This is a genomic window from Scytonema sp. HK-05 (assembly GCF_963872035.1).
Lineage (GTDB): Bacteria > Cyanobacteriota > Cyanobacteriia > Cyanobacteriales > Nostocaceae > Kalymmatonema.
Window position 1 is genome coordinate 77,618 of record NZ_CAWMYC010000035.1, and the last position, 26,252, is coordinate 103,869.

The following is a 26,252-nucleotide window of genomic DNA, read 5'->3' on the forward strand; positions in this document are numbered from 1 at the left end:
GGAACTGGCGTGCCTCCTTCGGAGGAGCTTCGCTAACACCAAAGGTGTGCCGAAGGCATACCCGTAAGGGTCATTAATTCATGACTAATGACCAATCACTTTTAACTATTTAGGTAAGTGTAGCGCCGCAAACTCTGTTCGTAGGTTTGCATCAGTCTTTGAGATTCCGCTAAAGTGATGCGATTTTCTGCTAAAGCATATTCGCAGCGCTGGCGAATGCTTTCCACCATATCCTCAGAGTCATACTGCACGTAGCTCACCACTTCGCTCATGGTATCGCCTTTGACGACATGTTCAATTTGGTAACCTTTTGGCGTCAATTGGATGTGAACCGCGTTGGTATCGCCAAAGAGGTTGTGCAAATTGCCCATAATTTCCTGGTAAGCTCCATTGAGGAACATTCCCAGATAATAAGGTTCTCCTGGTTTTAAGGAGTGCAGTTCCAAAACTGACTTCACATCCCGCAAGTCGATAAAACGGTCGATTTTCCCATCACTATCACAGGTTAAATCTGCCAAAATCCCTCGCTGTGTTGGTTCTTCTCCCAAACGGTGGATTGGCATGATCGGGAAGAGTTGGTCAATCGCCCAACAATCAGGTGCGGATTGAAAGACAGAAAGATTAACGTAGTAGATGGAAGCCATAATTTTTTCTAAGTCTTCCAACTCGTCGGGTACGTATTCCTGCTTTCTGGTTATCTCAACAATTTTTTGACAACAAGCCCAGTAAAGCCTTTCCGCTTTAGCGCGTTCTGTAAGACTTAAAATCCCTAAGTTAAAGCGACTGATGGCTTCTTCTTTGAATTGAGTCGCGTCGTGGTAGAACTCTTGGTAATTCTCTTGGTTTATCGATTGGTAAGTTTCCCACAGATAAGTAATAATTGGGGATTCTCCCTCTTGTGGCAGATCTGGTGGATCAAGAGGGACACTGCTGGTACTGAGAACATCAAAAATCAACACCGACTGATGGGAGGCGATCGCCCGTCCGCTTTCGCTTATCAGTGTTGGTACTGGTATATTCCGCTCTGCACAGGTATCTTTTAACTCTGCCACGATGTCGTTGGCATAGTTCTGCATATTGTAGTTTTTCGAGGCGTAGAAGTTGGTTTGGGAACCGTCATAGTCTACACCCAAGCCACCGCCTACATCGAGATACTTCATGTTTGCCCCCAGCACCGCTAATTCTACATAAATACGGCTTGCTTCTTGGATGGCATCTTTAATCACATTAATGGCAGAGATTTGCGACCCGATGTGGAAGTGTAAAAGCTGTAAGGAACCCAAAAGGTTAGCTTCGCGTAACTTGTCAACTGCCTCAATAATTTCGGGGATCGTCAGACCAAATTTCGCGCGATCGCCGGTAGAAGTTCCCCACCGTCCCATGCCTTGAGTACTGAGTTTCGCTCTTACACCAACAATTGGATCAATCCCCAATTGTTGGCTGACTTCGATCACCAAATCGACTTCTTCGATTTGTTCTAGGACGATCACCGGCTTTTGCCCCAGTCTTTGTGCCAGCATCGCGGTTTCGATGTATTCTCGGTCTTTGTAGCCGTTGCAAATTAGCATTGCTCCTGGTGTATCTAGCAATGCGAGGGCAATCATTAATTCTGGCTTGGAACCAGCTTCTAAGCCAAATTGATGGGGTTTGCCGAACCGTACCAAGTCCTCAATTAAGTGCCTTTGCTGGTTGCATTTGACAGGAAAGACACCACGATACGTGCCAGGGTAGTTGTAGCGGGCGATCGCTTTGGCAAAACAAGCGTTTAACCGCTCAATCCTGTCTTCCAGAATATCCGAAAAACGGATCAGCATGGGTAGTCCCAAGTTACGCTGCTTCAGGGCGTTGACGAGTTCATACAAATCCAAAGAACCACCGCGATCGCCCTTGGGAGAAACAGTAATGTGACCGGCAGCGTTAATCGAAAAGTAAGGCTGTCCCCAACCTTCAATTCGGTAAAGTTCTTCACTATCCTCTATTTTCCAGAAGCGGGACATGTCTGGCGACGAGGCTGGTGGTAGTAGCTTTTTTTGTTTGTGATTTTTCAATTCAGTTTTGTGTCCGTTAGACGGAGGTTTCACCACCTCTTCTGATGTCTCTGTTGACTCAGCACGCATTTCTTCCTGACCTCTATGTTACACCCACGAAATAACAATTTAGCGCATTCATCTTTCAGCGCATATGCATCTTAGAGATACTTTCTGAGATATTCTCAGATTGGTCATTTGTCATTGGTCATTTGTCATTGATTATTGACAATTGGGCGAGGACAAAGGACAAAGGACAAAGTTGTTAAATTTGAGGAGATAGCAATGGAGCGCACATTCTTAGCAATTAAGCCTGATGGCGTGCAGCGCGCATTGGTTGGTGAAGTGATCCGTCGCTATGAAAGTAAAGGCTTTACCCTCGTTGGTTTGAAATTTCTGAAAGTCAGTCGGGAATTGGCTGAACAGCACTATGATGTTCACCGGGAAAGACCTTTTTTTGGTGGATTGGTAGAGTTTATCACTTCCGGTCCTGTTGTGGCGATGGTTTGGGAAGGCGAAGGCGTTGTTGCAGCCGCCAGAAAAATCATTGGTGCAACGAACCCGCTTTCCGCAGAACCAGGAACAATTCGAGGCGATTTTGGCATTAATATTGGTCGTAACCTGATCCACGGTTCCGATGCTATCGAAACAGCGCAACGGGAAATTGCCCTGTGGTTTAAAGAAGAAGAATTGGTTTCTTGGCAACCAACCTTAACACCTTGGTTGCACGAGTAGTTCCAAATGTAGAGACGCGCCATGGCGCGTCTCTACAACGCTCGCACTAACAATTTCTACTCCCTACTTCCTTCGACAACTTCAGTCTTTTCTGGTTCTTCTATGATTTTTTCGGTTTCAGTGCGCTTAGAAAACCCCCAAGCCAAGATGAGGGCGATCGCAGTAATCATGAACCATTGTGGCGGAACCAAAGAATCATTCACCACTTTTAAGAGCAAGCGCAAGCCCACTAATGCCACAGTGATATAGCCTGCGTCCTCCAAGTAGACATATTCATCTAACCATTGGATAAACAAACCCGCCATAAAGCGCAGGGTGACAACACCAATAGTCGTACCCGTAATCACCAGCCACGTTTCATTAGAAACGGCTATTGCAGTGGTGACGCTATCCAGAGAAAATGCTAAATCTGTGAAGGCAAGAACAGGTATGGCTTGCAACACAGAGCTAAAACGAGGACCGTGGTGTTGATTGTCTTCGCCTTCTTCGGAAGTAAAATGTTGGAATACTAACCACAGTAGGTAAGCTGCACCTAGTAACTCAAACTGCCAGAACTGTTGCACCCAGGTAGCTGTCAGAAGTAAGGTGATTCGTAAAACGTAAGCAACTACCAAACCAATGTTGAGCGCCTCACGTTCGAGCTTTTTGTCTTCTAGTCCTTGGGCGATCGCAGCGAGGGCGATCGCGTTGTCAGCAGACAGCACCGCCTCTAGAAAAATCAGGATGAGCAGGACTATGGAGGTTTCAATGCTGAAGTGTAAGTGAAGGTAGTCAAATATTTGGTCTAGCATTCCAGGTTTCTCAAGCTGCAAAACTTAAAAATGAACAGTATTAGCGAATTTATTATAGAAGGCGCAATAAAAAGCTACTTTAATAAAGCTTAACGTGTCAGGGCTAATTTCTGAAGACCTGCAAATTGCTAGGATATGGACACGGCAGCAGAGCAAGCCGCAATATGAGATTTTTAAGTTGATACACACCAGCAGCAGCCCAGCTAGAACGCTGTGTTACCTAAACGGCTACCAGAGGTAAAAAGTATGACAACAACTACAACTGGGAAAAAGCTAACCTTTGAGCAATTTCTTGAGCAATGCCCTGAGGATGGTCGTTATGAACTGGTGAATGGAGAAATAGTGAGAATACTAGCAACTAGGCTGCATGAAGATGTAGCAGATTTCATTGCCAAACAACTGGATAAAGAGGTTGACCGACTCAGCTTAAATTATAAGGTCTCCGGTAGGATTATGATCGCAACCGTGACCCAAGACGGTCAGGAGCAGGGACGAAACCCTGATGTCAGCGTTGTTAGCTTAGATACTTGGCGAAAAAATCGCTCAGCAAGTTCTGCACTGCGTGAACCTCTGCAACTGGCTGTAGAGGTGATATCAAGCAACTGGGAGGATGACTACATCGATAAACTAGACGAATATCAACGTCTGGGCATTCCCGAGTATTGGATTGTAGACTACTTGGCTCTTGGTAGCAGAAATTACTTGGGTAATCCCAAGGTTCCTACTGTTTTTGTGTATCAGTTAAATGCTAATGGCGTCTATCAGCCAACTGCTTACAGAAGCTCTGATCGCATCGTATCTCCCACATTTCCAGAATTGCAATTAACTGTTGACGATATTTTGAAAGTTTAAGAGTGCAAGCACAAAGCGTCATTGAGCGATCGCATTACCCTTCCTTGTCCAATAATTAGCAGGCGCGTGTATGTCATGCTGAATGGAGCGATAGCACAATGAAGCATCTGGCAACAAACTTGGCAGTGTATGTCATGCTGAATCGAGCGGTAGCGCAATGAAGCATCTGGCAACAAACTTGGCAGTGTATGTCATGCTGAATCGAGCGGTAGCACAATGAAGCATCTGGCAACAAACTTGGCAGTGTATGTCATGCTGAATGGAGCGGTAGCGCAATGAAGCATCTGGCAACAAACTTGGCAGTGTATGTCATGCTGAATGGAGCGGTAGCGCAATGAAGCATCTGGCAACAAACTTGGCAGTGTATGTCATGCTGAATGGAGCGGTAGCGCAATGAAGCATCTGGCAACAAACTTGGCAAAAACTTAGATTCTAAGCGAGTAGCGCGTTCGCGTAGAGTCTCCGCAGGAGATACGCTCTACTAGCGTTCCGCTCAGAATGACAACTAGGGAATTGTTAGATAAGGTGATGTAGAGTAAGTATATTTTCTCCACTGGTGAATAATTATTACGTCTACATTCTCACTAATCGCTCAAAAACTCTTTATACTGGCGTAACTAACGACATAATTCGTCGTGTGTACGAACACAAGCAAAAGCTAATCCCTGGCTTCACTCAGAAATACAACATTGATAAACTGGCTTATTACGAGGAAACTGTAGATGTCACAGCAGCGATCGCTCGTGAAAAGCAAATCAAGGGTTGGTTGCGTGTAAAAAAGATTGCTTTGATTGAATCAATGAATCCAGAATGGCGTGATTTGAGTGTCGATTGGTATGAAAAGTAACCCAATCCATGTCATGAGAAACTTTTCTATTTGCGGAATCAAATAACTACACTATGTCATGCTGAGTGTAGCGCAGCGGAGTGAAGCATCTCGCCTGCCAACGTGAATATAAGATTCTGAGTCCCAAGGGGACACGCTACGCGTTCACGAAGTGTGCGCTTTGCGCTTACGCTTTACTTCGTTCCGCGCCTCCTGCGGAGGAGCTACGCTAACAGAATGACACTTTGGACAATCATGTCATGCTGAGTGTAGCAAAGCGGAACGAAGCATCTCTCCGGAAACGAATGACATTTTGGATAATCATGTCATGTTGAGTGTAGTAAAGCCGAACGAACCATCTCTAGAAATCGAGTTTCTCCAAGATTCTTCGCTCCAGTAACGTTCCGTGCCTCCTGCGGAGGAGCTACGCTAACAGAATGACACTTTGGACAATCATGTCATGCTGAGTGTAGTAAAGCCGAACGAAGCATCTCTAGAAATCGAGTTTCTTTAAGATTCTTCGCTGCACTGGCGTTCCGCTCAGAATGACACTTTGGACAATCATGTCATGCTGAGTGTAGCAAAGCCGAACGAAGCATCTCTAGAAATCGCGTTTCTCCAAGATTCTTCGCTCCACTGGCGTTTTGCTCAGAATGACATTTTGGACAATCATGTCATGCTGAGTGTAGCAAAGCGGAACGAAGCATCTCTAGAAATCGCGTTTCTCCAAGATTCTTCGCTGCACTGGCGTTCCTCTCAGAATGACACTTTGGACAATCATGTCATGCTGAGTGTAGCGAAGCGAAACGAAGCATCTCTCCCGACAACATGAGTATGAGATTCTGAGTCCCAAGGGGACACGCTACGCGTTCACGAAGTGTGCGCTTTGCGCTTACGCTCCACTAGCGTTCCGCTCAGAATGACATTTTGGACAACAACTTGGTATCAACGCCAAAACCCTAAAAGCGTCCCAAACCAGGAATTGCTTGCACTTTTCTCACCCTGAAGATTTGTTAGATTTTCATGGCTAGCACTCATCTGAGTCCGGAGATTTTCCAGATTTTTACGAACAGTAACCGTCTTGGGATGATTGACCTCAAACACCTGCTGAAGAATCTCTAATGCCTCCTGATACAAAGGTTCTGCTTCCGCGTAACGTCCTTGAGAATGGTAGAGTTCTGCCAGGTTATTCAGACTTTCAGCGACATTTGGATGGTTTTCTCCCAGCAGGCTTTTATCAAGTTCCAATGCTTTTACACAAAAAGGTTCAGCTTCGCTACATCGCCCCTGCTGTGTGTACAGCTTGCCTAAAGCGTAGATAGTGTCTGCTAAAAGGGGATGATCCTTTGGGAATAGACGCTGCTTTAGTTTCAAGGCTTGCAAAAACACTGTTTCTGCTTCGTTGTATCGCTCTTGAGCACGGTATATCAATGCTAAATTGTGAAGGTCTGTAGCAAAATCAGGGTTTTCTTCTCCTAAAAATTGTTTATCTATTTCTATTGCTTCTAGGGATAACGGTTCAGCTTCAGTGTAGCGCCCTTGATAGTAGTAGAGTAATGCCAGGTTGTTCAATGATAAGGCGACAGCGGGATGTTTATCTCCTAGCAGGGATTTTCGCAGTGCCAAAGCTTGCATCAACAGCGTTTCGGCTTCGCTGTAGCGTCCTTGAGAGGAGTAAAGTAATGCTAAGTTGTTCAAGCTTTCTGCAACTAAGAGATGTTCATCTCCCAGTAAGCGTTTTCGTAGCGCCAAAGCTTGCAGATGCAACGGTTCGGCTTCGCTGTAGCGTCCTTGAGAGGAGTAGACTATTGCTAGGTTGTTCAAGCTTTCTGCAACTAAGAGATGTTCTTCTTTCTGCAGGCGTTTGTAGAGCGCCAAAGCTTGCAGGAACAACGGTTCGGCTTCGTTGTAGCGTCCTTGATAACGGTAAAGTTCTGCCTGGTTGTTCAAGCTAGTGGCGACATGGGGATGTTCTTCTCCCAAGCGTGCCTGCACTACTTTTAAACACTGTTCTCTCCAAGGTTCTGCTAGCGCATACAAACCCTGTCCTTGATAAAATCTGCCTAAACCCCCAAAAACCGAAATGATATCTTCATTTCGTACCGTATCAATTAGATTTTGTGCCACTTCTGTCAGATGAGGAATGGCATCTTGCACTGACTCAATAAATTCACGGGTGGGAGAATCGGGTATTTCTTGGGCAATTGCGACTAAGGTGGAGGTAAAAGCTTGTTTGAGTTCGTCGGGTTGTTGTGAGGTTTCTTGCTTGGCTTGCAAAAACTGCCGAATTAAGGGGTGAATTTTGTAGCAGCCTTCTTTTTCTTCCACCCGTTGAATCAAGTGGCGTTTGTAAAGTTGCTTTTTCGCTTCGTTAACATCTGCCTTTGCCCAATTCAGCAACTTACCAGCAGATTCTACCAATTTCCAAGGAATCACATCCTGGGCAAACAAGCTTAACAGCTCAGCTACACGCTGCGTCATCAAGTCAAGTTCTCGCCAGCTTAATTCAAATGCGGCTTTCACTCCCCGCGTTGTGGGGTTGATCGCCTCATCTTCCAGTTGCTGTGCTTGCAGCCGCTGTAACATCTCAGCTAAAGACAAATCTGGATCTTCACGTAAATACTGCCCTACCAATTGCAAACCTAAAGGGAGATATCCCAACCACTCACATAATAAAGACGCAAAATTTTGCGTCTCTACGTTACGATATACCCGCCTTTCGCCCACCAAATCTGTCAATAATTGCAAAGCCTTATCTGGTAACAGCACATCCAGAGGTAATTCCTGAATATCGGCGTCGAGGTTTCGCAGTCGCGTTGTGATCAAAACGCGGAAGCGGTTATCTATTGGTAGTAACTGTTGAGAATTCTTCCAATCTTTTAAATCGGTGATATCGTCCAAGACAACCAACACCAATCCTTCTGCTGGTTGCCAGTTTTGCCAGCACCATTCTACCTGTTTTGGGAGAGTCAGCTGCTGTGGCACTTCCCGATTCATGTAGAATTGGGCAAGCTGCACAATCTCCGCCGCTAAATTTGATTCTTTGGCATTTAACCAGCAAACGCCACCAGAGTAATGTGCTTGATGCTGGTGTGCGTATTGTGTCGCCAGTTCAGTTTTCCCCACACCCCCCATACCAGCAATGGCAGAAATTGCCACAGTGCCAGGTTTCTGCAATTTTTCATGCAGTGCAGCAAGTTCCTGCTGTCGTCCCACAAAGTTGGCGACGCCTCGGTAAGGAATAAATTTAGGGGGATTTAACTTTGTCCGTTCCCGTTCGGACGACTGTAGTCAAGAAGGGGGATTATGGTAGTTGATGGTAATTGGGCTATTATCTACGCCTTGAAAGATAGGCGCTTTACTATCATTATTTTGGTAACCTTCGCCACCATAGACGTTTTGAACATTTTGCCCTTGAATCTTGCCAATGTTGATTTCTTGATGGATGTCTCTGGCAAGAGTTTGCACCTCTTGAGCAAATTGCTCATCTTTATCCATTTCTACCCGCAAATAAGCAGTTACCGTATCTAAATCAGGTTTGGAACCTTTTTCAGCCGCAGCAAGTGCAGTTTCTGCTTTGATGTTTCCTCTTAACTTGTCCCAAATCTTTTTCCGCAGCTTATTCATCTTGACGAGTGCTGCTTCTGTAAACTTCTCAATAGTCTTTTCAAAGGCTTTTGTAAAAGCGAGAGTTGCGATCGCACCTGCGGTTAATGGTTCCATAAGCTTCTTTGTCAAGCGGCATCATACTAATAACTTCCAGCTTAACAGCTTGAATTCCAGAAAGGTTTATTGACTAGTTTGCTTTTCGGGCTGGCGCTTTCACCTGAAAATTCTCTAACTGGCAAATCGCTTTCATAACCTGCAACAACCGAATTGAACCCTCAGATTCATTCAGGCTGAGTGAGGGCATTAACTGATAAGTTGGGGGAGTTCCTTGTTTTAAATGTACGAACTGATAACGCAGTCCGTTTGTCGTCAGTCCCCAAACTGATGCTTGCTGCTCTAAACTTTTAAAAGCGTAAGTAAGTAATTGCGGTAAACCCTCAAATACCTCGACTAAACTATTTTTCGTTTCTATCACTAAAATCCAAAAAGGTGGCGCAGTCGTTGCTTGAGCATTATTGACTGCTAAAATGTCCATCCGTCCTCTAATGCTTGTCTGCTCGTCTTCGATGGCGATCGCTATCACATCCTCCATCGTCAGGCGAATAGCCACATCATAGAATCCAGCTGCTCGCATTAAGGGTGCAAGCGTCAAAAATTTAACCAAGCCTTCAGAAATTTTACCTGCCGCGAGATAACGCCAAAAGTCATTCCTAATTTTCAATAAATCCTCTTGTTCAAATTCGGTTAGAGAGTTTAGAGTTAGGAAGTCTGTGAATGAACCAATAGGCTCTTGTTGCAGTTTCAGCAGGCGATGAACGTCGTTGAGGGATAAGCTGCTGGGTTCTACAGTAATTGGCATGGGTGCTGGCAGTGTTTTTGAGTACTACCTACATCTTGCAATATGACAATCAAAAATACGTTTCTCAACGCCCACTCCTTAGGGCTATGTATAAATTAACTTTGTAATACTGGCGCATCTTAACGAAAATCAAAACACTTTCTGGTAAATCTGCGTACACAATAGTGTTCAGTCACATCGCCAATTGCACAAACAATCATGTCTCAACCCACGATAGAATCAATCCTTCAAGAAAAGCGTTTATTCCACCCAAGCCAAGAATTCTCTCAAAAAGCCCAGATCAAAAGTTTGGAAGAATACGAGCGCCTCTACGACAAAGCTAAAGCTGATCCCCAAAAATTCTGGGCGGAATTGGCAGAACAAGAGTTGCACTGGTTCCAGAAATGGGACACAGTTCTAGATTGGCAACCACCGTTTGTTAAGTGGTTTGTCAACGGCAAAATTAATATTTCTTACAACTGTCTTGACAGACACCTCACCACCTGGCGCAAGAATAAAGCTGCGATTATTTGGGAAGGAGAACCAGGCGACTCACGCACTATCACTTACGCCCAACTGCATCGGGAAGTTTGCCAGTTTGCTAATGTGCTGAAGCAACTGGGTGTGAAAAAGGGCGATCGCGTGGGCATTTATATGCCAATGATTCCGGAAGCGGCGATCGCCATGCTAGCTTGTGCCAGAATAGGCGCACCCCACAGCGTTGTTTTTGGTGGTTTTAGTGCAGAAGCTTTGCGCGACAGGCTGATCGATGCGCAAGCAAAACTCGTAGTTACTGCTGATGGTGGTTGGCGTAAGGATGCAATTGTACCTCTCAAGGAGCAAGTAGACAAAGCTTTAGCCAATGGCGCTGTTCCCTCCGTAGAAAATGTTGTGGTTGTCAAGCGTACCGGACAAGATACGAATATGACATCGGGACGTGACCAATGGTGGCATGATTTGCAAAAAGGTGTCTCTGCAGATTGTCCCGCTGAACCAATGGACAGTGAAGATATGCTGTTCATCCTCTACACTTCCGGTAGCACTGGCAAACCGAAAGGCGTTGTACATACAACTGGTGGTTATAACTTATATACCCACATGACCACCAAATGGATTTTTGACCTGCAAGAAACCGATATATATTGGTGTACTGCTGACGTAGGTTGGATTACGGGACACAGCTACATCGTTTACGGTCCCCTTTCCAACGGTGCAACAACGGTGATGTACGAAGGTGCGCCTCGTGCGTCTAACCCTGGCTGTACGTGGGATATTATCGAGAAACTCGGCGTTACCGTTTTTTATACCGCACCGACTGCTATTCGTGCCTTTATCAAAATGGGCGAACACTTGCCCAACGCACGAAATCTGTCTTCCCTACGCTTGCTGGGAACGGTGGGCGAACCAATTAACCCAGAAGCTTGGATGTGGTATCAGAAAGTGATTGGCGGCGATCGCTGTCCAATTGTCGATACTTGGTGGCAAACAGAAACTGGCGGTATCATGATTACACCACTTCCTGGGGCAATTCCTACGAAACCAGGTTCCGCGACTCGTCCCTTCCCTGGCATCTTAGCCGATGTCGTGGATTTAGAAGGCAATTCTGTAGGCGACAACGAAGGCGGTTACTTAGTCGTGCGGCATCCTTGGCCCGGTATGCTGCGAACAGTATACGGCGATCCAGAACGCTTCCGCCGCACTTATTGGGAACACATCCCCCCGAAAGATGGGGAGTATGTCTACTTTGCCGGAGATGGCGCAAGACGCGATGAAGACGGTTACTTCTGGGTCATGGGGCGTGTAGATGATGTTATAAATGTGTCAGGGCATAGACTGGGAACAATGGAAATTGAATCAGCCTTAGTTTCGCACCCCACCGTAGCTGAAGCCGCTGTGGTAGGCAAGCCAGATGAACTCAAAGGGGAAGAGATAGTTGCTTTTGTAACTTTAGAAGGTGGTAATAACCCCAGTGAAGAACTGAGTAAAGAACTGAAAAAACACGTTGTGCAGGAAATTGGGGCGATCGCCCGTCCGGGAGAAATTCGCTTTACCGACGCTTTGCCCAAAACTCGTTCTGGTAAGATTATGCGGCGATTGCTGCGAAATCTAGCTGCGGGGCAAGAAGTTTCCGGCGATACCTCTACTTTAGAAGATAGAGGCGTGTTGGATAAGCTGCGGGAAGGTGCTTAACTAGGATTAAAACCACAGATGCACGCAGATAAATTATCTGTGTCCATCTGTGTCCATCTGTGGTTCGATTTTCATTTCAACAACTTCCTTCGCAGATTGTCCAACGCCGTACACGCACTTACATGACGAATTAAAGAACGACCCCGCGCAGCACCAAAACGATATTCAAAACTTTCCACTTCCCCATTTGGTCCTGCTAAGCCAATGTAAACCAACCCTACAGGCTTAGTCTCCGTACCACCGCCTGGTCCAGCGATACCAGTGATACTCACTCCCCAACTCGTAGCGAGGCGATCTCGCACTCCCGTAGCCATTTGTTCTGCCACAATAGAACTGACAGCCCCGTGCTTTGCCAAATCTTCTGAGTTCACCCCCAAAAGCCTTTCTTTCACCGAGTTGTCGTAAGAAATCACCCCACCCCAAAAGTAATCAGAACTTCCAGAAATCTCCGTCAACATTTGCCCCAATCCGCCACCCGTGCAAGATTCTGCCACAGAAAGGGTTTCCCCAGCACTCCGCAACAACTCACCCACGACTGAGGCAAGGGTGTCATCATCGGCACCATAATAATCTAATCCAGCAATTTCTTTAATTTGTTTCTCAACAGGTGCAATCAAATCCTGTGCTTGTGCTTCCGAAGCAGCTTTCGCAGAAACTCGTAACTTGACTTCCCCTCTACTCGAATAAGGTGCAACTGTTGGGTTGGGTAAGTTGAGATAAGCTGTCACTTTCTCCGCCAAAGCAGATTCCGCAACACCCCAAAACTTTAACATCCGACTGTAAATAATTTCTTTGCCCCAACCTTGACTTTTGAGATAGGGGACAGCAGTTTGTTCCCACATCCGGTGCATTTCACTTGGTACACCAGGAAAGGTGAAAATCGTTAACTCCGGACGCGGTTGCCAAATAATACCGGGTGCTGTTCCTGTGGGGTTTGGTAAAATTTCTGCGCCTTGGGGTATCAAAGCTTGTTTGCGGTTGCTGGGGGTCATCACCCGGCTGCGCTGCGTGTATTTCCTGGTAATATCTTCAATAATGTCTGGACGTTCTACCAAAGGAACGCCAAAAAAATCAGCGATCGTTTCACAAGTCAGGTCATCGGGTGTGGGACCAAGACCTCCGGTGAAAATCAAAATTTGCGCTCTTTGACTCGCAATTTCTATAACCTGTTTTAACCTTCCTGGATTATCTCCGACGACGGTTTGATAGTAGTGAGGGATACCCAACTTGGCTAACTGCTGCGCCAAATACTGAGCATTGCTGTTAAGAATATCTCCTAACAGCAGTTCGGTACCAACGCAAATAATTTCTGCACTCATAAAAGTTAATTGTTAGTTGTTAGTTGTTGGTCGTCAAAATATATCACTAACGACTAACTACTAACCACTCACCACTAACCACCTAGGATTGCCGCGAGTGTTTCCAAACTTTCCAACCAGTGTAGCTTAGCAAAGAAGTGGCAGCACAAGCATAAGCAATCCCACTGGGTATACCAGCTATAGCCAATGCCAAACTCCCAACCCATAGAGTTAAAGAGTAAATGAACAAAACAGTCAACCTATGAGACAAACCAGCTTGTAACAGTCTGTGGTGCAGATGGCTCTTATCAGCAACAAAAGGCGATTTGCCACGGCGCAGTCGTGCCAAAATCACTGCTGACATATCTACAATCGGTACTGCCAGAATGAGGAAAGGCAATAACACCGCAGTCACAGCAGCAGTTTTGACTAAACCAACGACACCAACTGCTGCGAGGGTGAATCCCATAAAATAAGACCCGCCATCTCCCATAAAGATTTGCGCGGGGTTAAAATTATAACGCAGAAATCCTAGTGAAGCACCAGCAAGCGCTGCGGCAATTAGGGCTGCTGCAGGCTGCTGCATAAACAACGCCGCAACTAGCATCACCACAGCCGCAATTCCAGACACGCCAGCAGCTAAGCCGTCTAAACCGTCAATCCAGTTAATTGCATTCACCATTCCTACCAGCCACACAACTGTGATCGGCAAACTCCACCAACCAAGTTGAATTATTCCACCTGTAGGAATGCTTAAGAAATCTATACTGACACCTACTTTCCAAGCAAGCGCTGCAACAATAATTTGCATGACAAGACGTGCGATCGCAGACAAGTTTAACAAATCGTCTGCTAAGCCGATGAGAAAAAAGCCAATACCTCCTAAGGTGATTCCCCAAATTTGCCATTCTTTTTCTGGCGGCAAAATTCCAAATCCGCCTAACCACCAAACAATCAGCAGGGAGATGAGAGTACCTGTAAAGATAGAAACTCCGCCCAGGCGCACCATCGGGCGCTGATGAACTTTTCGGTCATTCGGTTTATCTAAGCGTCCACTTTTGATGCCAATATTTCTCACATCAGGCGTAGTCCAGAGAACGACTACGGCGGCAAAGAGGAAGGCAATCAGATGATATATCTGAGGAGGCATCTGTATATTCAATAAGTTAGGTTTGAAGACAAAAATCTGCCGAGGACTTGTCTACCTATATTTACTACAATTGAGATTTTAATCAGCAGGGGATTTTTACATTTTGGATTTTAAATTTAAGATTGCTGGCTGGAAACCTGAAAAAATTATGAGTTAGGAATTATTAATTTATAACTCCTAACCCATAACTGCTAACTATAATTTCACGCTAACACTGGTACCGGAATCTCTATGTGAGGGTACAAGGGGAAGCGATCGCACAACGCTTTGACCCGTCGCTGACAATCTTGGGCAATGTCTGCTGAATCTGGATTTAACAGGCGATCGGCAATAATATTGCCAATCTCCGTAAATTCTTCGACTCCCAAACCCCGCGTTGTCATGGCTGGGGAACCCAACCTTAAACCGCTCGTCACAAATGGTGACTCTGGATCGAAGGGAACTGTGTTCTTGTTGGCGGTGATATTCACACCACTCACCAACTGATCTGCTTGCTTACCTGTCAAGCCGATAGACCGCAGGTCAACTAGCATTAAATGGTTCTCAGTGCCATTTGACACTAGCTTTAAGCCTCGGTTTTGGAGTTGGGTAGCCAAAGCACGGGCATTTTCAATCACTTGGGCAGAATATACTTTAAACTCTGGCTTTAGGGCTTCGCCAAAAGCGACTGCTTTACCGGCGATGACGTGTTCCAAAGGTCCACCTTGATTACCAGGGAAAACCGATTTATCCAGCTTTTTACCCAATTCTGGGTCGCGGGTCAAGATTAAGCCACCCCGAGGACCGCGTAGAGTTTTGTGTGTCGTTGTGGTCACAACATCACAATAGGGAATAGGGTTGGGGTGATGACCAGTGGCAACCAAACCGGCAATATGGGCAATATCTGCCAGTAAGTATGCGCCAACTTCATCGGCGATACTGCGGAACTTTTCAAAGTCGATGACGCGGGGATATGCCGAATAACCACAAATCAAAAGCTTTGGACGCTCCCTAAGCGCCAGCTCTCGAATTTGCTCATAGTCGAGTTGTTCTGTTTCCTGATTGACACCGTAGTGGGAAGCCTGGAACCACTTACCGGATACATTCACAGGCGAACCGTGGGTCAAATGTCCTCCATGAGACAAATCCATTCCGAGGAATTTATCTCCAGGTTCTAGCAGCGTCAAAAACACTGCAAAATTTGCCTGTGCGCCAGAATGAGGTTGGACATTGGCATGAGCAGCACCAAACAATTGTTTGGCACGGTCAATTGCCACCTGCTCAATTTTATCTACAAACTCACAGCCGCCATAGTAGCGTTTACCAGGTAATCCCTCTGCATATTTATTTGTCAGTACGGAACCCTGAGCTGCTAGTACAGCGGCAGAGGTAAAGTTTTCACTAGCAATCAACTCCAAGTGGTCGCGTTGGCGTTGCAGTTCTTGGTTGATTAACTCCGCCACAGCAGGGTCGGAGGAGGCAAGAAAATCTGAGTTAGTCAGAGTCACTTCAGCTATCCTTATGGAAATTTGCAAAACAGTCGGTAAGTGTCCAAAGTCTATGGTCTATAGTCCATATAGTTGTTGACTAATGACTAACGACTCATAACATTTATTTACCCCGACTTACTTAATTATTGGATGCTAGACCAATAAATGCGTTAATAATCATAACGCTCTTTCCTCGTATCTTGTATGAACCATAGCTGCTTGCCACTATGGTGCATAAATTAATTTATGTATTAGTTTTTACTACAAAGTCAAATAGCCAACATACAATTTAATTAAAGTCCATATAGCAATTTTAATTGGTTTGTAGTTAGCGGCATTCTTCTTAACTGAGCATGGAAGGTTCGGCAAGGGATGACATACAAGGATGTAACATATTTGACAATCGATACAATGACGCATATAACGGATAAGTTATTTTTGGGATTGACAGATAAACCATCCGCTACAACATCCACTGCTACCCTGACCAGCGTTCTCCCCCAGGGCATATATAAGTAATAATTCAGAATTGACAGGAGGGATTGGATGCTAGTGATTCTCATGGACGACCAAATTTTTGCTCCTCAACAGGTATGCCAATCTTGCTTACTCGCTGACGGAAGCGGTCAACCCCGGTGGCGTCAAGGTAAACTGTACTGCGGTCACGTTATTCGCAAACTTGCTGAACAGCAGCCAGACCAGTATGAGTGTCTAATGGGTTTTCGAGTTGCCAATATTGAATAATCTATGATCTGTGTTTATGGTCATTAGCAATTCGTGTTCTGTTCCAGGAAAAGAACAGACAATTGACATTTGACTATTAACGTTTACTATCAATTACTTTTATCTTCTGCTTGCCACTCAGGTGCGTTATCCTTGGCATAGTAACATCCACCTTTAACAACAGGAGAAATTAAAATGGCTTGGCGCGGAAGCACCACAACTCAGCATCGTCTTTTGTCTTGCTTACCTTACATTTTGCCTTTAATTGAAGTTCGTCAATTTGGTGGCTTATTGTTTTCACTATTCCCCTTTTTGGAATTGCTGTACGTGCCTTTTACTCCTGTTGCTCAATTGTATCAATCTATACCGTTTGGAGATTTTATCCTTTTCTTTGCTTTGTACCTTCTGGTAGTAAGAAACGAAAAAGTTCAACATTTTATCCGGTTCCATACCTTGCAGGCTCTTTTGCTATCTATATTTACTTATTTGTGTACCGCAGTTTTAAGTCTTTTAAATATTGTGCAACAAGGTGCATCACTATCAGTACCTATGTTTTGGAGTGTGATGTTCACCTTGATTTTCTTGGCAGTTGTAGGTGCATCAATATTCAGTATTGTTCAAGCTGTCAGAGGACTCTACGCTGAAATTCCCCTAATCTCCGAAGCTGCTTATAACGGAACTCGTAACTAGGACTCTACGTATTCCCACATCCAGCTCAATGTTGATGCTTCGGCATCTATGTATCCTGACGACAAAAAATGATTTAAGTAAATACCGCAGTAGTAACTGTAGTGTTTGAATTGTTTTAAAGACTTGTTGACACTGAGTTGTTTGATGAGTGAAGTTTGATTGGTATTGTTTAAGAGTTGATTTATAAAGTAAATCTTAAGTATGGTGCGTTAGGCTAAACCCTAACGCACCATGTTATATGGCAATAGGCTTGCTGTTAAGAATTTTTAGTGAGATTTGGTGATGTGTACAAACGAGAGGTGGCGCGTCTTTACATTGCCATCCTAGTAACGGTTTTGGTCTTATCTGAACTGTATTGTGTTATACAGTGGTGCGTTAGGCGCTTTTCACATGTTTTTCGTTACAAATTATAAAGGGTGCGCCTAACACACCCTACAAAAATTTTATTTTTACTTTATAAACGACCTCTTAAGTCTTATTGCTTTAACTTAGCGAAATCCTTACAGGTGTTGGTTAAACTCATCAAGCGACTTACAAGAAAGTAGAACACTGAGCCAGTTGCGAAAAAAGGCTCACAAAAAAGTCTCAGTGTTGCCAAGTGAGGCAAAACACTAATGCACAGCAGGTTAACCGTGCTAGGTCTTACTTGTTTGTTATAGAGTTTTGTACTAGTTGCCTAAGTGTTACGGTGTTTTCTAAGCGACCAATACCTTCAATTTCCACACGCACGCGATCGCCTGGGTGTAACGCACCAACTCCCAACGGGGTACCCGTCAGAACCACGTCCCCAGGTAGCAGCGTCATCACTTGACTAATATAGGAGACAAGAAAATCTGGGGGAAATACCATCTGGTCGATACAGGCAGATTGTACAGGAGTTGCCTCCTCATTCAAAAAAGTCTGCAATTTGGCTCCTGGGCTGACTTCTCGAACAATCCACGGTCCTAAGGGGCAAAACGTATCAAAACCCTTGGCTCGTGTCCATTGACTATCTCGTTTTTGTAAATCCCGCGCTGTCACATCATTGGCAATGGTGTAACCCCAAATCTTTGTTTGAGCCTCCTCTGGTGTACACTCGAAAGTGCGATCGCCAATGATTAGCGCCAATTCTCCTTCGTAGTCTACTCGCTGCGACTGTGGTGGATACTCAATTTCTGCACCAGAGGCGAGGATAGACGTGGATGGCTTGAAAAAGAGCAGAGGCTCACTGGGTACTTCTGTTCCCATCTCTGCCGCATGCTCTGCATAGTTCTTCCCAACTGCCACAATTTTTGAAGGAGCGCAGGGAGCCAAAATTTGATAATTTTCTGGTTCCAAAATTAAATCAGTAGGTTGCCCTTGTAGCCAGGGTGGAGCATCCAGTACATGCACCTTGAGAGAAAGTTGTAGCAAACCATAGTAAATTTGTCCTTCTGGATTTTGAACTCGCACATACCGCTGGGCCATAACCTTTATGAGTATCCTCTTGTGCAATCAAACCGTCACTATGTAATAGTAGATGAGCGATTTGGCTAAGCATTAAAATTAAAAACTGGTAAGATTATAAAACCTGACGGGAAAGTGCAAAAATCAATATTTTTTCACCGAGACGTAGTCAGCACGCATACTTAGGAAAGCGTGATACAATCGTAACGGTAAAAATCTCTAAAATCGGCTGTAAAAATTTTTGCAGAAATGCATAAGCCTGCAACCCCGAAAGACGACTAAAGTTGGTTCTAACAACGACTTTAAGAGTAGCTAGCCACTCCTAACGGATTGTGATCACTAAAAGATTTTTGGGAACCACTTGACCGTAGAATGACTAGAAAAAGGAAGTTCAGCTTAAGAATTTCCCGATTGATAATTCAAAGAACTGACAAAGTTCCTTGTTGCTTGAGATGTTGATTGGTATAGGGGTCGTCAATGACGATACCTATGCATTCTTGACAAGAGCAGCCATGTAGTCCATAAGGAAAGAAAACAAAATGCAAATCGTTTACGAAACAATGTACATCCTCCGTCCCGACCTGAATGATGAACAGCTAGAGCAAGCGATCGCCAAATACGAGAACTTGGTACGGGAACAGGGAGGCGAGAATATCCAGATTCAAAATCGAGGAAAGCGGCGTCTGGCTTATGAAATTAATAGGCAAAGAGATGGCATCTACATACAGATGAATTACACTGGACCTGGCAAGATCATTGCTCCCTTAGAACGCGCTATGCGTTTGAGCGAGGAAGTGATTCGCTACATGACCATTAAGCAAGAAGTCAAAGAGCCACAAGCTGAGGAAACAGCAAGCGCTGCCTAAAGGCTATTGGTCAGGGACTCCTGGTTGAATGCAAACCCCACGAATAGAATTTGGGGGCTTGCAGTTGACGCGACCTGACCAGCTTAAGTCTATTAACTAGACTACGTTTAGAGGAAGCGCTAAAAGTCCTACCTACAAATGCTTGCCAGTTTGTAGCTCTAGAACCAAATGATTAAACAGGCTTAAAGGAGTTAAACCAGTGTCATTTGGAGTCAGCCGACTCTAAACATTAGCGAGGCAAACTTTACCCACAAGGAGTTTCCGGCAACGGGGTTTTCGGATAAGCCTTACGTGCAATAAATTGCACGTCGGGCTTCATCCCCATAAATAGAATTTAGGGGCTTCCGCCCTTCGATATCGGTGAATTGATGATTGGTGCGGCTCTGTTGCCTTTAACTTTTATTAAGTTGTGGGCATGATCCGCAAAAATGTATAGAACCTGTATAAAATATTTTGTTAAACATAAGATAGAATAGGGAGCGCCAAAGACACCGTACAGGCAAATTATCTCCCTAGTTTAACTGACAGGGATATGTCAATTCATTGACAAACGCATGACTGCCGCAGTAGTACATCACAAAGGAAAAGATTCTTAATCGGAGCTGTAAGCCACTGTGAGCCAAACTGATACCTCTACTATCCAAGCTCTCTCCGCAGAAGTCTCGAAGCTACGCCAAGAGTTGCAGCTTCGAGATCAACTGGTGCAACAGCTGTCTCAAGAACTCTTCCGACTGGTTAAGGGCAACACTAATTTTATGTCCCAACCAGAAGTGTCTGAGCGTCATCTGACTCAGTTGCAAGAACTACGAGAACAACTGCAAGCTGTGGAACAGCAGGTGACATTTTACCAAGAGCAAATTTCAGCGCGCGACGCTGAGATTTATCAATCGCGTCAGTCAGTGCAAGAACTCACAGATCGCAGCCGAATGCTCGAGCAAGTCGTACAGGAGTTGCCTCAAATCTATCGTCGCAAGTTCGAGGAGCGCATGACTCCAGTTAGAGAAAAAGTAGCAATGCTACAACGCGAAAATCGCCAACTCCAGGCAGAACTCCAAAGTGTAAGTTACCGTCTGGCGCTGAGAACTCGTACTTCGTCTCACAGTGGTATAGATTTGCCGAATTTCCCGCGCGTCGCATCCCCCCCAAATAATATTTCCACACAAAATGCCTAAAGTGTTCATTGTGGTTGAGTCAGATGGGAGAGAAATCACAGATTCTCCCACCGTCAGAAGGATGTTATCAGCAATAGAGAAGGCAATTGCTGAAGATGCTACGCCAGCAACCTCTGTGGAAGTAGTTGCCGCAAATTATTTAACATCTAAAGAAGAAATTTTGGGATTTCACCCGTCAGATGGGCAAAATTATTCCCAATTGCCGGAGATGCTTTTTTGCCCCTTAACCCTCTCGTTGCCTGAGCATTTGGGACTGCCACTTCAAGCAATCATTAAAGCTTGCGCAGATGTTCCTGGGTTACGTCAACAATTGGCACAGCAGATGCAAGTAGCCATTGGTGATGGTTGCTTTTGGTTACCAGTGGTACTCACGGCTAAAGGACCCCTCTACGGTGAGGTCATTGCTCTAGCTGAGGAATTCTATGAAAAAAAGTTACCACAGAATTTATTGCTCTGTGACATAACTTATTATCAGCCTTTTCATTTGTCAGATGCCTTGCGTCAACCTCTGTATCACATGGCATACAATATCTTGCAATCTTTATCAGCACCACCAGCTACATACATGGTGCAGTTTGGATTGCAAAAAAGTGAAATTTGTTTTGACCGTCTTTGGCCATTTCCAACTGCACCAGCTTTGGCTAGCGTCGGCGTCCAACAGCCAGATTTATTTACTTGCCATTGGTACTGCTTAACAGCAAAGCCAATACTTGACTTGACTATCATTCCCGTTGTGCAATAGGATGTCAGTCTACTGTGACTAAGCTTCTTTCTTCAACAACGGTGAAAATATCTTCGTAAGCGTTGAATATTTCAAACACTGAATCTAATTGGGTAAGTTCTAAAACTAACCTGACAGGAGCTTGAACGTTGCAAAGAACCAAGCGGCAACCACTTTGACGCGCCGACTTCAACCCTTTGACTAGGGAAACCAACCCAGAACTATCCATGAAATCAACTTTTGCTAAATCAATAACCCACAGTTGATTACGTTCAGGAACTACGGCAGCCATCCTTTCGCTCAGAACCGTACCACCCGCTAAATCTATGCGTCCTTCGGGTTTAAACAAAACTACTTGACATTTTGGTGTGATGATAGTCATGAATCTAACTGAGTAATTGAAACACTTTACAAAAATGCAGAAAACAGACACAGATACTGATTCGCTTTCAACCGTACATAAAAAATGCTGCTTCACCCAGTTGTCTGGGAACTGGCAGCAATGCGGTTAAGACTGATAATGTCAGTATCCATGCCGTATAATATGTCCTAACTTTCACCAATATAGGCATAAGCATAGGGTAATTTCGGTATCAAGCGTATCTTTTACAAAATTTTTACAATGTCAGGACTATTTCATAAATTTTTTATAAAAAAAATATATTTTGTTTGGTTCGGCGTACTGATGTGGTAAGTGGAGAAGAAATACTCAAAAGTCAATAGTTACGATGACTTTTTTCTATTAATTTTGGACTTTGGCAAACGACTCAATTGACACTTGGGTCAAAAAAGAGTCAACATAGAGTAAAAGTAAAAATTTGTGAAGAGGGCGGTGCTGGATGTCTCTTGAGTTTATATCACTAGAAAACATCCAGAAAGTTGCTCATGAATATGGGTATTGGGCAATTTTTTTGGGAATATTGTTAGAGAATCTAGGCATTCCTCTTCCAGGTGAAACCGTTACCTTAGTAGGCGGGTTTCTAGCAGGTAGCAAAGAGCTAAATTACTGGCTGGTTCTCGCTGATGCGATCGCAGGTGCTGTTATTGGAGGCATCTGCGGTTATTGGATTGGTAGAATTGGCGGTTGGTCTTTGCTTGTGCGCCTGGGTAACTTGTTTAGAATTTCAGAAGCCAGACTTTTGAGTATCAAAGAACAGTTTAGTGAAAATGCCGGAAAAGCCGTGTTTTTTGGGCGCTTTTTTGCTTTGCTGCGAATTTTTTCCGCGCCACTTGCTGGCATAGTTGAAATGCCCTTCGGAAAATTCCTGATATACAACGTCGTAGGAGCGATCGCCTGGGGGAGTGTCATGGTGACACTCGCTTTTTTTGCTGGAAGACTTGTTTCCCTAGAACAATTGGTTGCTTGGGTGACTCAGTTTGCACTCTTGGCGCTGCTGATTCTAGTTGCCGTGATTGCCATCCCCATATGGTTGGAGTCCCGGGGAAAGGGAGGGGAGGAGATAGGGAGATAGGGAGATGAGGGAGATGAGGGAGAGCAAGTTTCGCGGTGTGTAGTGTGTCAGCAACGCTTCTTCTAGTTCTTCTCATCCCACAAGGCTAGTGCAGCCGGCGCAGAAATAACTGAACAGTTAGGAACAAGTAAAATTCCTAATTGTGTAAGTATTTTTCAGTTATCATTCGGTGAGTTCTGAGTTTTGAGTTTTGAGTTTTGACTCCTGACTCCTGACTCCTGACTCCTTGCAGTAGTGCTTTAAGATTGTCGAATTTCTGGTTTTTCATTAAGTAAGAGCCAATATAAATTCAGTGCTTGCACCACCTGTACTAGAGCAGCAAGACCGATAGGTTTAAGGAGATAGGAATTAGCCCCTAAGTCGTAAGCTTGATCAACATCAGATCTCTGGTTAGAGGAAGTCAAGACAACCACGAGTAAGCGCTTGAGTTCCGGTTGGTGCTTTAGCCATGCTAAGACTTCATGACCGGAACGACGCGGAAGTTTTATATCTAACAAAATTACTACGGGTAAGGGATAGCGATCGCGATCGCTGTATTCTCCTTCACCACTGAGGTAGGCAACGGCACTATCTCCGTCAGTCACAACTTGCAGCGAAGCATTTGTTAAATTCGCTTTGCGAAAAGCACGTTGTGTAAGGAGAATATCGTTGGGATCATCTTCTACTAGCAATATTGTGTGTGTTGCCGTCATCAGCACTCCTTAACTCAATCCAAAACCTGCTTCCCTCTCCCGACTGGGATTCTAGCCCTACTTGTCCGTCCATGCGCTCAACACTTTTGCGTACAATTGCTAATCCTATCCCAGTGCCGGAGTAAGTTTCTTGTCCATGCAAACGCTCAAAAACCTGAAAAATGCGTTTTTGATGTTCGGGGGCAATGCCAATGCCATTATCAGCAACCCACAGGCGTACCCAATTATCGTGTGTTTCTGCCCACACCTGAATCTGTGGTCGTACACCGACTTTCACAAATTTCATCGCATTGCTTAATAAATTAGTGATCACTTGAACCAAAGTTGGGCGATGACCAATAACTTGTGGTAGCGGTGATTGAATTTGAATTTCTGCTTTCTTTTCTTCTATCTCAGGTTTGATTTCGTTGATTATATCCGACATCAGCTGTGTCAAATCTATGGCTTTTAGTGACAATTCACTGCGGCTGAGGTGACTATAGGCAAGTAAGTCCTGTATCAAATCTTCTAACCGCAGGGCAGAAAGAATGATACGTCGGGCATACTCTTTACCAAGTTCGTCAACGACATCCCCGTAGTCTTCTAGCAAAGCTTCCGCAAACCCGTGCATTGCCCGCAAGGGAGCTTGCAAATCGTGAGAAACTGTATAACCAAAGGCTTCGAGGTCGTCGTTGGCTGCTTGCAATTTCTGGGTACGTTCAAAGACTCGCTTTTCTAAGGTTGCTTTTTCCTGCTCGCTTTGAAGCTGGTTACGCCTAAATAAGTAGTAGACTAAAGCTAGCAGTGCCAAATTCACGCCAGTAGCGAGAGAAAATGTGAGTAGGGTTTGCTGAATGCTTGCTTGTGACTCTTTTGCCCGTTGCTGCAAAAGATTGTTTTCTAAAGCTTTCATCTCAGCAATTTGCTGACGAATGTTATCCATTATCTGCTTACCGCGATTCGTGCGAACAACTGCCACAGCAGCATCAAACCCTTGTTTGCGGCGTAATTTAATGGTTACTTCGAGTTCCGCTAGTTTAGCTGTAATCGTCTGTTGTAAGATATAAAGCGGTTGTTCGTATTTGGGATTATCTGCTGTTAGTTTTCTCAAAGAGTCAATTGAAGTTGAAATTTGGGCGATCGCCTGTTGATACGGTCGCAGATAATTTTCATCTCCAGTGAGCAAATATCCCCGCTGTCCAGTTTCTGCGTCCTTTAAGGTTGAAAGTGTTTCTTCAAGTTGAGCTAACACCTGGTGGGTATGACTGACCGAACGCTGATTTTCAATCAGCCTGCGGATATTGCGGTAAGATACTAGCGCATTGATGAATAACAACACCAACGCTAACACCAGCCCCACTTTAACTTGTTGTGCAAGCGATCTTCTCATTTTACCTCGGCAAGGCAAACTTCTACCGATAAGCTCATAAAAAGCACCTACACTTTAGCCTCAAAATTTAGCACTGTAGAACAATTTTAAGTGACGTTGAAAAATCTTTGTGTCAGGGGAATTGCTTAATCTTTTACAAAGAGTTCTTTAAAATCAGTATAGGGTCAATAAGGTGTTACGCATTCTTGAGTTACGTCTGATTGAAACTCTCTGATGACCAAAAGCATAGTCTCGTTTACCGATAAGTTTGAGATAGGTTCACTCAAACTCATCGGAAGAAGATAGGTAAATTCAACATGGATATCAAAAACGGCTTTGTAGATACCGTAGGTCATACACCACTGATTCGTTTACACAGCTTTAGTGAAGAAACTGGATGCGAAATCCTTGCTAAAGCAGAATTTCTCAACCCTGGTGGTTCTGTTAAAGATCGGGCAGCACTTTACATTATCCAAGATGCCGAAGAAAAAGGCTTACTTAAACCTGGTGGTACCGTCGTAGAAGGAACCGCTGGTAATACTGGTATTGGGCTGGCACATATTTGCAACGCTAAAGGCTATAAATGCCTGATTATTATTCCCAACACTCAGTCTCAAGAAAAGATGGATGCCTTGAGAGCATTAGGCGCAGAAGTTCGCCCTGTCCCTGCGGTACCTTATAAAGACCCTAACAACTACGTCAAACTCTCTGGCAGAATCGCTAGCGAGATGGAAAATGCTATTTGGGCAAATCAGTTTGATAACTTAGCAAACCGCCGCGCCCATTACGAAACCACAGGACCAGAAATTTGGGCACAGACAGATGGTAAAGTTGATGCTTGGGTCACTTCAACAGGAACTGGTGGCACCTTTGCAGGTGTCGCTATGTACTTAAAAGAGAAAAATCCAGCCATCAAATGCATTGTAGCCGACCCGATGGGCAGCGGGCTTTACAGCTATGTGAAAACAGGCGAAATCAAGATTGAAGGCAATTCTATTACCGAAGGCATCGGTAACAGTCGCATCACCGCCAATATGGAAGGCGCACCTGCTGATGACGCCATCCAGATTGATGACACAGAAGCCATACGCGTCGTGTATCAGTTACTGCGGAAAGATGGCTTATTCATGGGTGGTTCCACAGGTATAAATGTCGCCGCTGCGGTTGCTTTAGCAAAACAAATGGGACCAGGGCACACCATCGTCACCATTTTGTGTGATAGCGGTTCCCGTTATCAGTCACGTATATTCAACAACGAATGGCTAGAATCAAAAGGTCTTTTACCAGATTAGTCATGAGTCTTTTGTCATGAAGTCATTAAACCTCTTGGGGAATGTGAGTTCCATCTGTGTCCATCT

Annotated in this window: 24 protein-coding genes; 12 read left to right on the forward strand and 12 right to left on the reverse strand. The window is 44.7% G+C overall.

Annotated features, from left to right (window positions below):
* Window positions 1-101: 101 nt before the first annotated feature.
* On the reverse strand, window positions 102-2,117 hold the full coding sequence (gene speA, locus AACT52_RS06495; protein ID WP_073629802.1) for a biosynthetic arginine decarboxylase: 2,016 nt from the start codon (window positions 2,115-2,117) through the stop codon (window positions 102-104).
* Window positions 2,118-2,312: 195 nt separating this feature from the next.
* Here speA and ndk point away from each other — a divergent pair, with 195 nt between their 5' ends.
* Entirely contained in the window at window positions 2,313-2,762 is a 450-nt protein-coding gene (gene ndk, locus AACT52_RS06500) for a nucleoside-diphosphate kinase (RefSeq protein ID WP_073629804.1), read from the forward strand.
* A 56-nt stretch (window positions 2,763-2,818) separates the two neighbouring features.
* Here ndk and AACT52_RS06505 read toward each other — a convergent pair whose 3' ends face one another.
* The gene (locus AACT52_RS06505) at window positions 2,819-3,553 is read right to left on the reverse strand and encodes a TerC family protein (RefSeq protein WP_073629806.1); all 735 of its coding nucleotides are present in this window, start codon (window positions 3,551-3,553) and stop codon (window positions 2,819-2,821) included.
* 246 nt (window positions 3,554-3,799) lie between these two features.
* On the opposite strand from AACT52_RS06505, the gene AACT52_RS06510 reads away from it, so the two are divergent.
* The 3 genes from AACT52_RS06510 to AACT52_RS06520 all read left to right on the forward strand — a co-directional run bounded on the left by AACT52_RS06510 (window position 3,800) and on the right by AACT52_RS06520 (window position 6,063).
* Complete coding sequence (locus AACT52_RS06510; protein WP_073629808.1) at window positions 3,800-4,405, forward strand: Uma2 family endonuclease; 606 nt, start codon at window positions 3,800-3,802, stop codon at window positions 4,403-4,405.
* A gap of 556 nt (window positions 4,406-4,961) precedes the next feature.
* Window positions 4,962-5,252 carry a GIY-YIG nuclease family protein gene (locus AACT52_RS06515; RefSeq protein ID WP_073629810.1) on the forward strand — a complete coding sequence of 97 codons (291 nt, stop codon included), beginning with the start codon at window positions 4,962-4,964 and terminating at the stop codon, window positions 5,250-5,252.
* Window positions 5,253-5,799: 547 nt separating this feature from the next.
* On the forward strand, window positions 5,800-6,063 hold the full coding sequence (locus tag AACT52_RS06520; RefSeq protein WP_073629812.1) for a hypothetical protein: 264 nt from the start codon (window positions 5,800-5,802) through the stop codon (window positions 6,061-6,063).
* 113 nt (window positions 6,064-6,176) lie between these two features.
* Here AACT52_RS06520 and AACT52_RS06525 read toward each other — a convergent pair whose 3' ends face one another.
* From AACT52_RS06525 to AACT52_RS06535, 3 genes are all read right to left on the reverse strand, one after another.
* The gene (locus AACT52_RS06525) at window positions 6,177-8,447 is read right to left on the reverse strand and encodes a tetratricopeptide repeat protein (RefSeq protein WP_083630197.1); all 2,271 of its coding nucleotides are present in this window, start codon (window positions 8,445-8,447) and stop codon (window positions 6,177-6,179) included.
* A 75-nt stretch (window positions 8,448-8,522) separates the two neighbouring features.
* On the reverse strand, window positions 8,523-8,954 hold the full coding sequence (locus AACT52_RS06530; RefSeq protein WP_073629814.1) for a hypothetical protein: 432 nt from the start codon (window positions 8,952-8,954) through the stop codon (window positions 8,523-8,525).
* A gap of 73 nt (window positions 8,955-9,027) precedes the next feature.
* Entirely contained in the window at window positions 9,028-9,699 is a 672-nt protein-coding gene (locus tag AACT52_RS06535) for a restriction endonuclease subunit R (RefSeq protein WP_073629816.1), read from the reverse strand.
* Window positions 9,700-9,897: 198 nt separating this feature from the next.
* Here AACT52_RS06535 and acs point away from each other — a divergent pair, with 198 nt between their 5' ends.
* Window positions 9,898-11,868, forward strand: coding sequence for an acetate--CoA ligase (acs, locus tag AACT52_RS06540; RefSeq protein ID WP_073629818.1), 1,971 nt, complete (start codon window positions 9,898-9,900; stop codon window positions 11,866-11,868).
* 71 nt (window positions 11,869-11,939) lie between these two features.
* On the opposite strand, the gene AACT52_RS06545 is transcribed toward acs, so the two are convergent.
* From AACT52_RS06545 to glyA, 3 genes are all read right to left on the reverse strand, one after another.
* Window positions 11,940-13,187 (reverse strand): competence/damage-inducible protein A, encoded by a 1,248-nt coding sequence (locus AACT52_RS06545; protein ID WP_073629820.1) that lies wholly within the window; start codon window positions 13,185-13,187, stop codon window positions 11,940-11,942.
* Between the two features lie 82 nt (window positions 13,188-13,269).
* Window positions 13,270-14,316, reverse strand: coding sequence for a glycosyltransferase family 4 protein (locus AACT52_RS06550; protein ID WP_073629822.1), 1,047 nt, complete (start codon window positions 14,314-14,316; stop codon window positions 13,270-13,272).
* A 203-nt stretch (window positions 14,317-14,519) separates the two neighbouring features.
* A complete protein-coding gene (gene glyA, locus AACT52_RS06555; protein WP_073629824.1) occupies window positions 14,520-15,803 on the reverse strand; it encodes a serine hydroxymethyltransferase in 1,284 nt (427 codons plus the stop codon).
* Between the two features lie 528 nt (window positions 15,804-16,331).
* On the opposite strand from glyA, the gene AACT52_RS06560 reads away from it, so the two are divergent.
* A complete protein-coding gene (locus tag AACT52_RS06560; protein ID WP_073629826.1) occupies window positions 16,332-16,529 on the forward strand; it encodes a hypothetical protein in 198 nt (65 codons plus the stop codon).
* 174 nt (window positions 16,530-16,703) lie between these two features.
* Window positions 16,704-17,198 (forward strand): Tic20 family protein, encoded by a 495-nt coding sequence (locus AACT52_RS06565; protein ID WP_073629828.1) that lies wholly within the window; start codon window positions 16,704-16,706, stop codon window positions 17,196-17,198.
* A 642-nt stretch (window positions 17,199-17,840) separates the two neighbouring features.
* Here AACT52_RS06565 and AACT52_RS06570 read toward each other — a convergent pair.
* On the reverse strand, window positions 17,841-18,644 hold the full coding sequence (locus AACT52_RS06570) for a fumarylacetoacetate hydrolase family protein (protein ID WP_073629830.1): 804 nt from the start codon (window positions 18,642-18,644) through the stop codon (window positions 17,841-17,843).
* 518 nt (window positions 18,645-19,162) lie between these two features.
* On the opposite strand from AACT52_RS06570, the gene rpsF reads away from it, so the two are divergent.
* From rpsF to AACT52_RS06585, 3 genes are all read left to right on the forward strand, one after another.
* A complete protein-coding gene (rpsF, locus tag AACT52_RS06575; protein WP_073629832.1) occupies window positions 19,163-19,489 on the forward strand; it encodes a 30S ribosomal protein S6 in 327 nt (108 codons plus the stop codon).
* A 614-nt stretch (window positions 19,490-20,103) separates the two neighbouring features.
* Window positions 20,104-20,661 carry an Npun_F5560 family protein gene (locus tag AACT52_RS06580; protein WP_041040836.1) on the forward strand — a complete coding sequence of 186 codons (558 nt, stop codon included), beginning with the start codon at window positions 20,104-20,106 and terminating at the stop codon, window positions 20,659-20,661.
* Window positions 20,654-21,403: a hypothetical protein gene (locus AACT52_RS06585; protein ID WP_073629834.1), complete on the forward strand. Its 750-nt coding sequence runs from the start codon at window positions 20,654-20,656 to the stop codon at window positions 21,401-21,403. The genes AACT52_RS06580 and AACT52_RS06585 overlap by 8 nt, the downstream gene beginning before the upstream one ends.
* A 4-nt stretch (window positions 21,404-21,407) precedes the next feature.
* Here AACT52_RS06585 and AACT52_RS06590 read toward each other — a convergent pair whose 3' ends face one another.
* On the reverse strand, window positions 21,408-21,764 hold the full coding sequence (locus tag AACT52_RS06590; RefSeq protein ID WP_073629836.1) for an STAS domain-containing protein: 357 nt from the start codon (window positions 21,762-21,764) through the stop codon (window positions 21,408-21,410).
* 457 nt (window positions 21,765-22,221) lie between these two features.
* Between AACT52_RS06590 and AACT52_RS06595 the strand changes: the two genes are divergently transcribed.
* The gene (locus AACT52_RS06595; protein ID WP_073629838.1) at window positions 22,222-22,854 is read left to right on the forward strand and encodes a DedA family protein; all 633 of its coding nucleotides are present in this window, start codon (window positions 22,222-22,224) and stop codon (window positions 22,852-22,854) included.
* Window positions 22,855-23,093: 239 nt separating this feature from the next.
* Here AACT52_RS06595 and AACT52_RS06600 read toward each other — a convergent pair whose 3' ends face one another.
* Both AACT52_RS06600 and AACT52_RS06605 read right to left on the reverse strand, forming a co-directional pair.
* On the reverse strand, window positions 23,094-23,546 hold the full coding sequence (locus AACT52_RS06600) for a response regulator (RefSeq protein WP_073629840.1): 453 nt from the start codon (window positions 23,544-23,546) through the stop codon (window positions 23,094-23,096).
* Entirely contained in the window at window positions 23,509-24,915 is a 1,407-nt protein-coding gene (locus AACT52_RS06605; RefSeq protein WP_073629842.1) for a sensor histidine kinase, read from the reverse strand. Before AACT52_RS06605 ends, AACT52_RS06600 begins: the two co-directional genes overlap by 38 nt.
* Window positions 24,916-25,211: 296 nt before the next feature.
* Between AACT52_RS06605 and AACT52_RS06610 the strand changes: the two genes are divergently transcribed.
* A complete protein-coding gene (locus tag AACT52_RS06610) occupies window positions 25,212-26,186 on the forward strand; it encodes a cysteine synthase A (RefSeq protein ID WP_073629844.1) in 975 nt (324 codons plus the stop codon).
* Window positions 26,187-26,252: the final 66 nt, after the last annotated feature.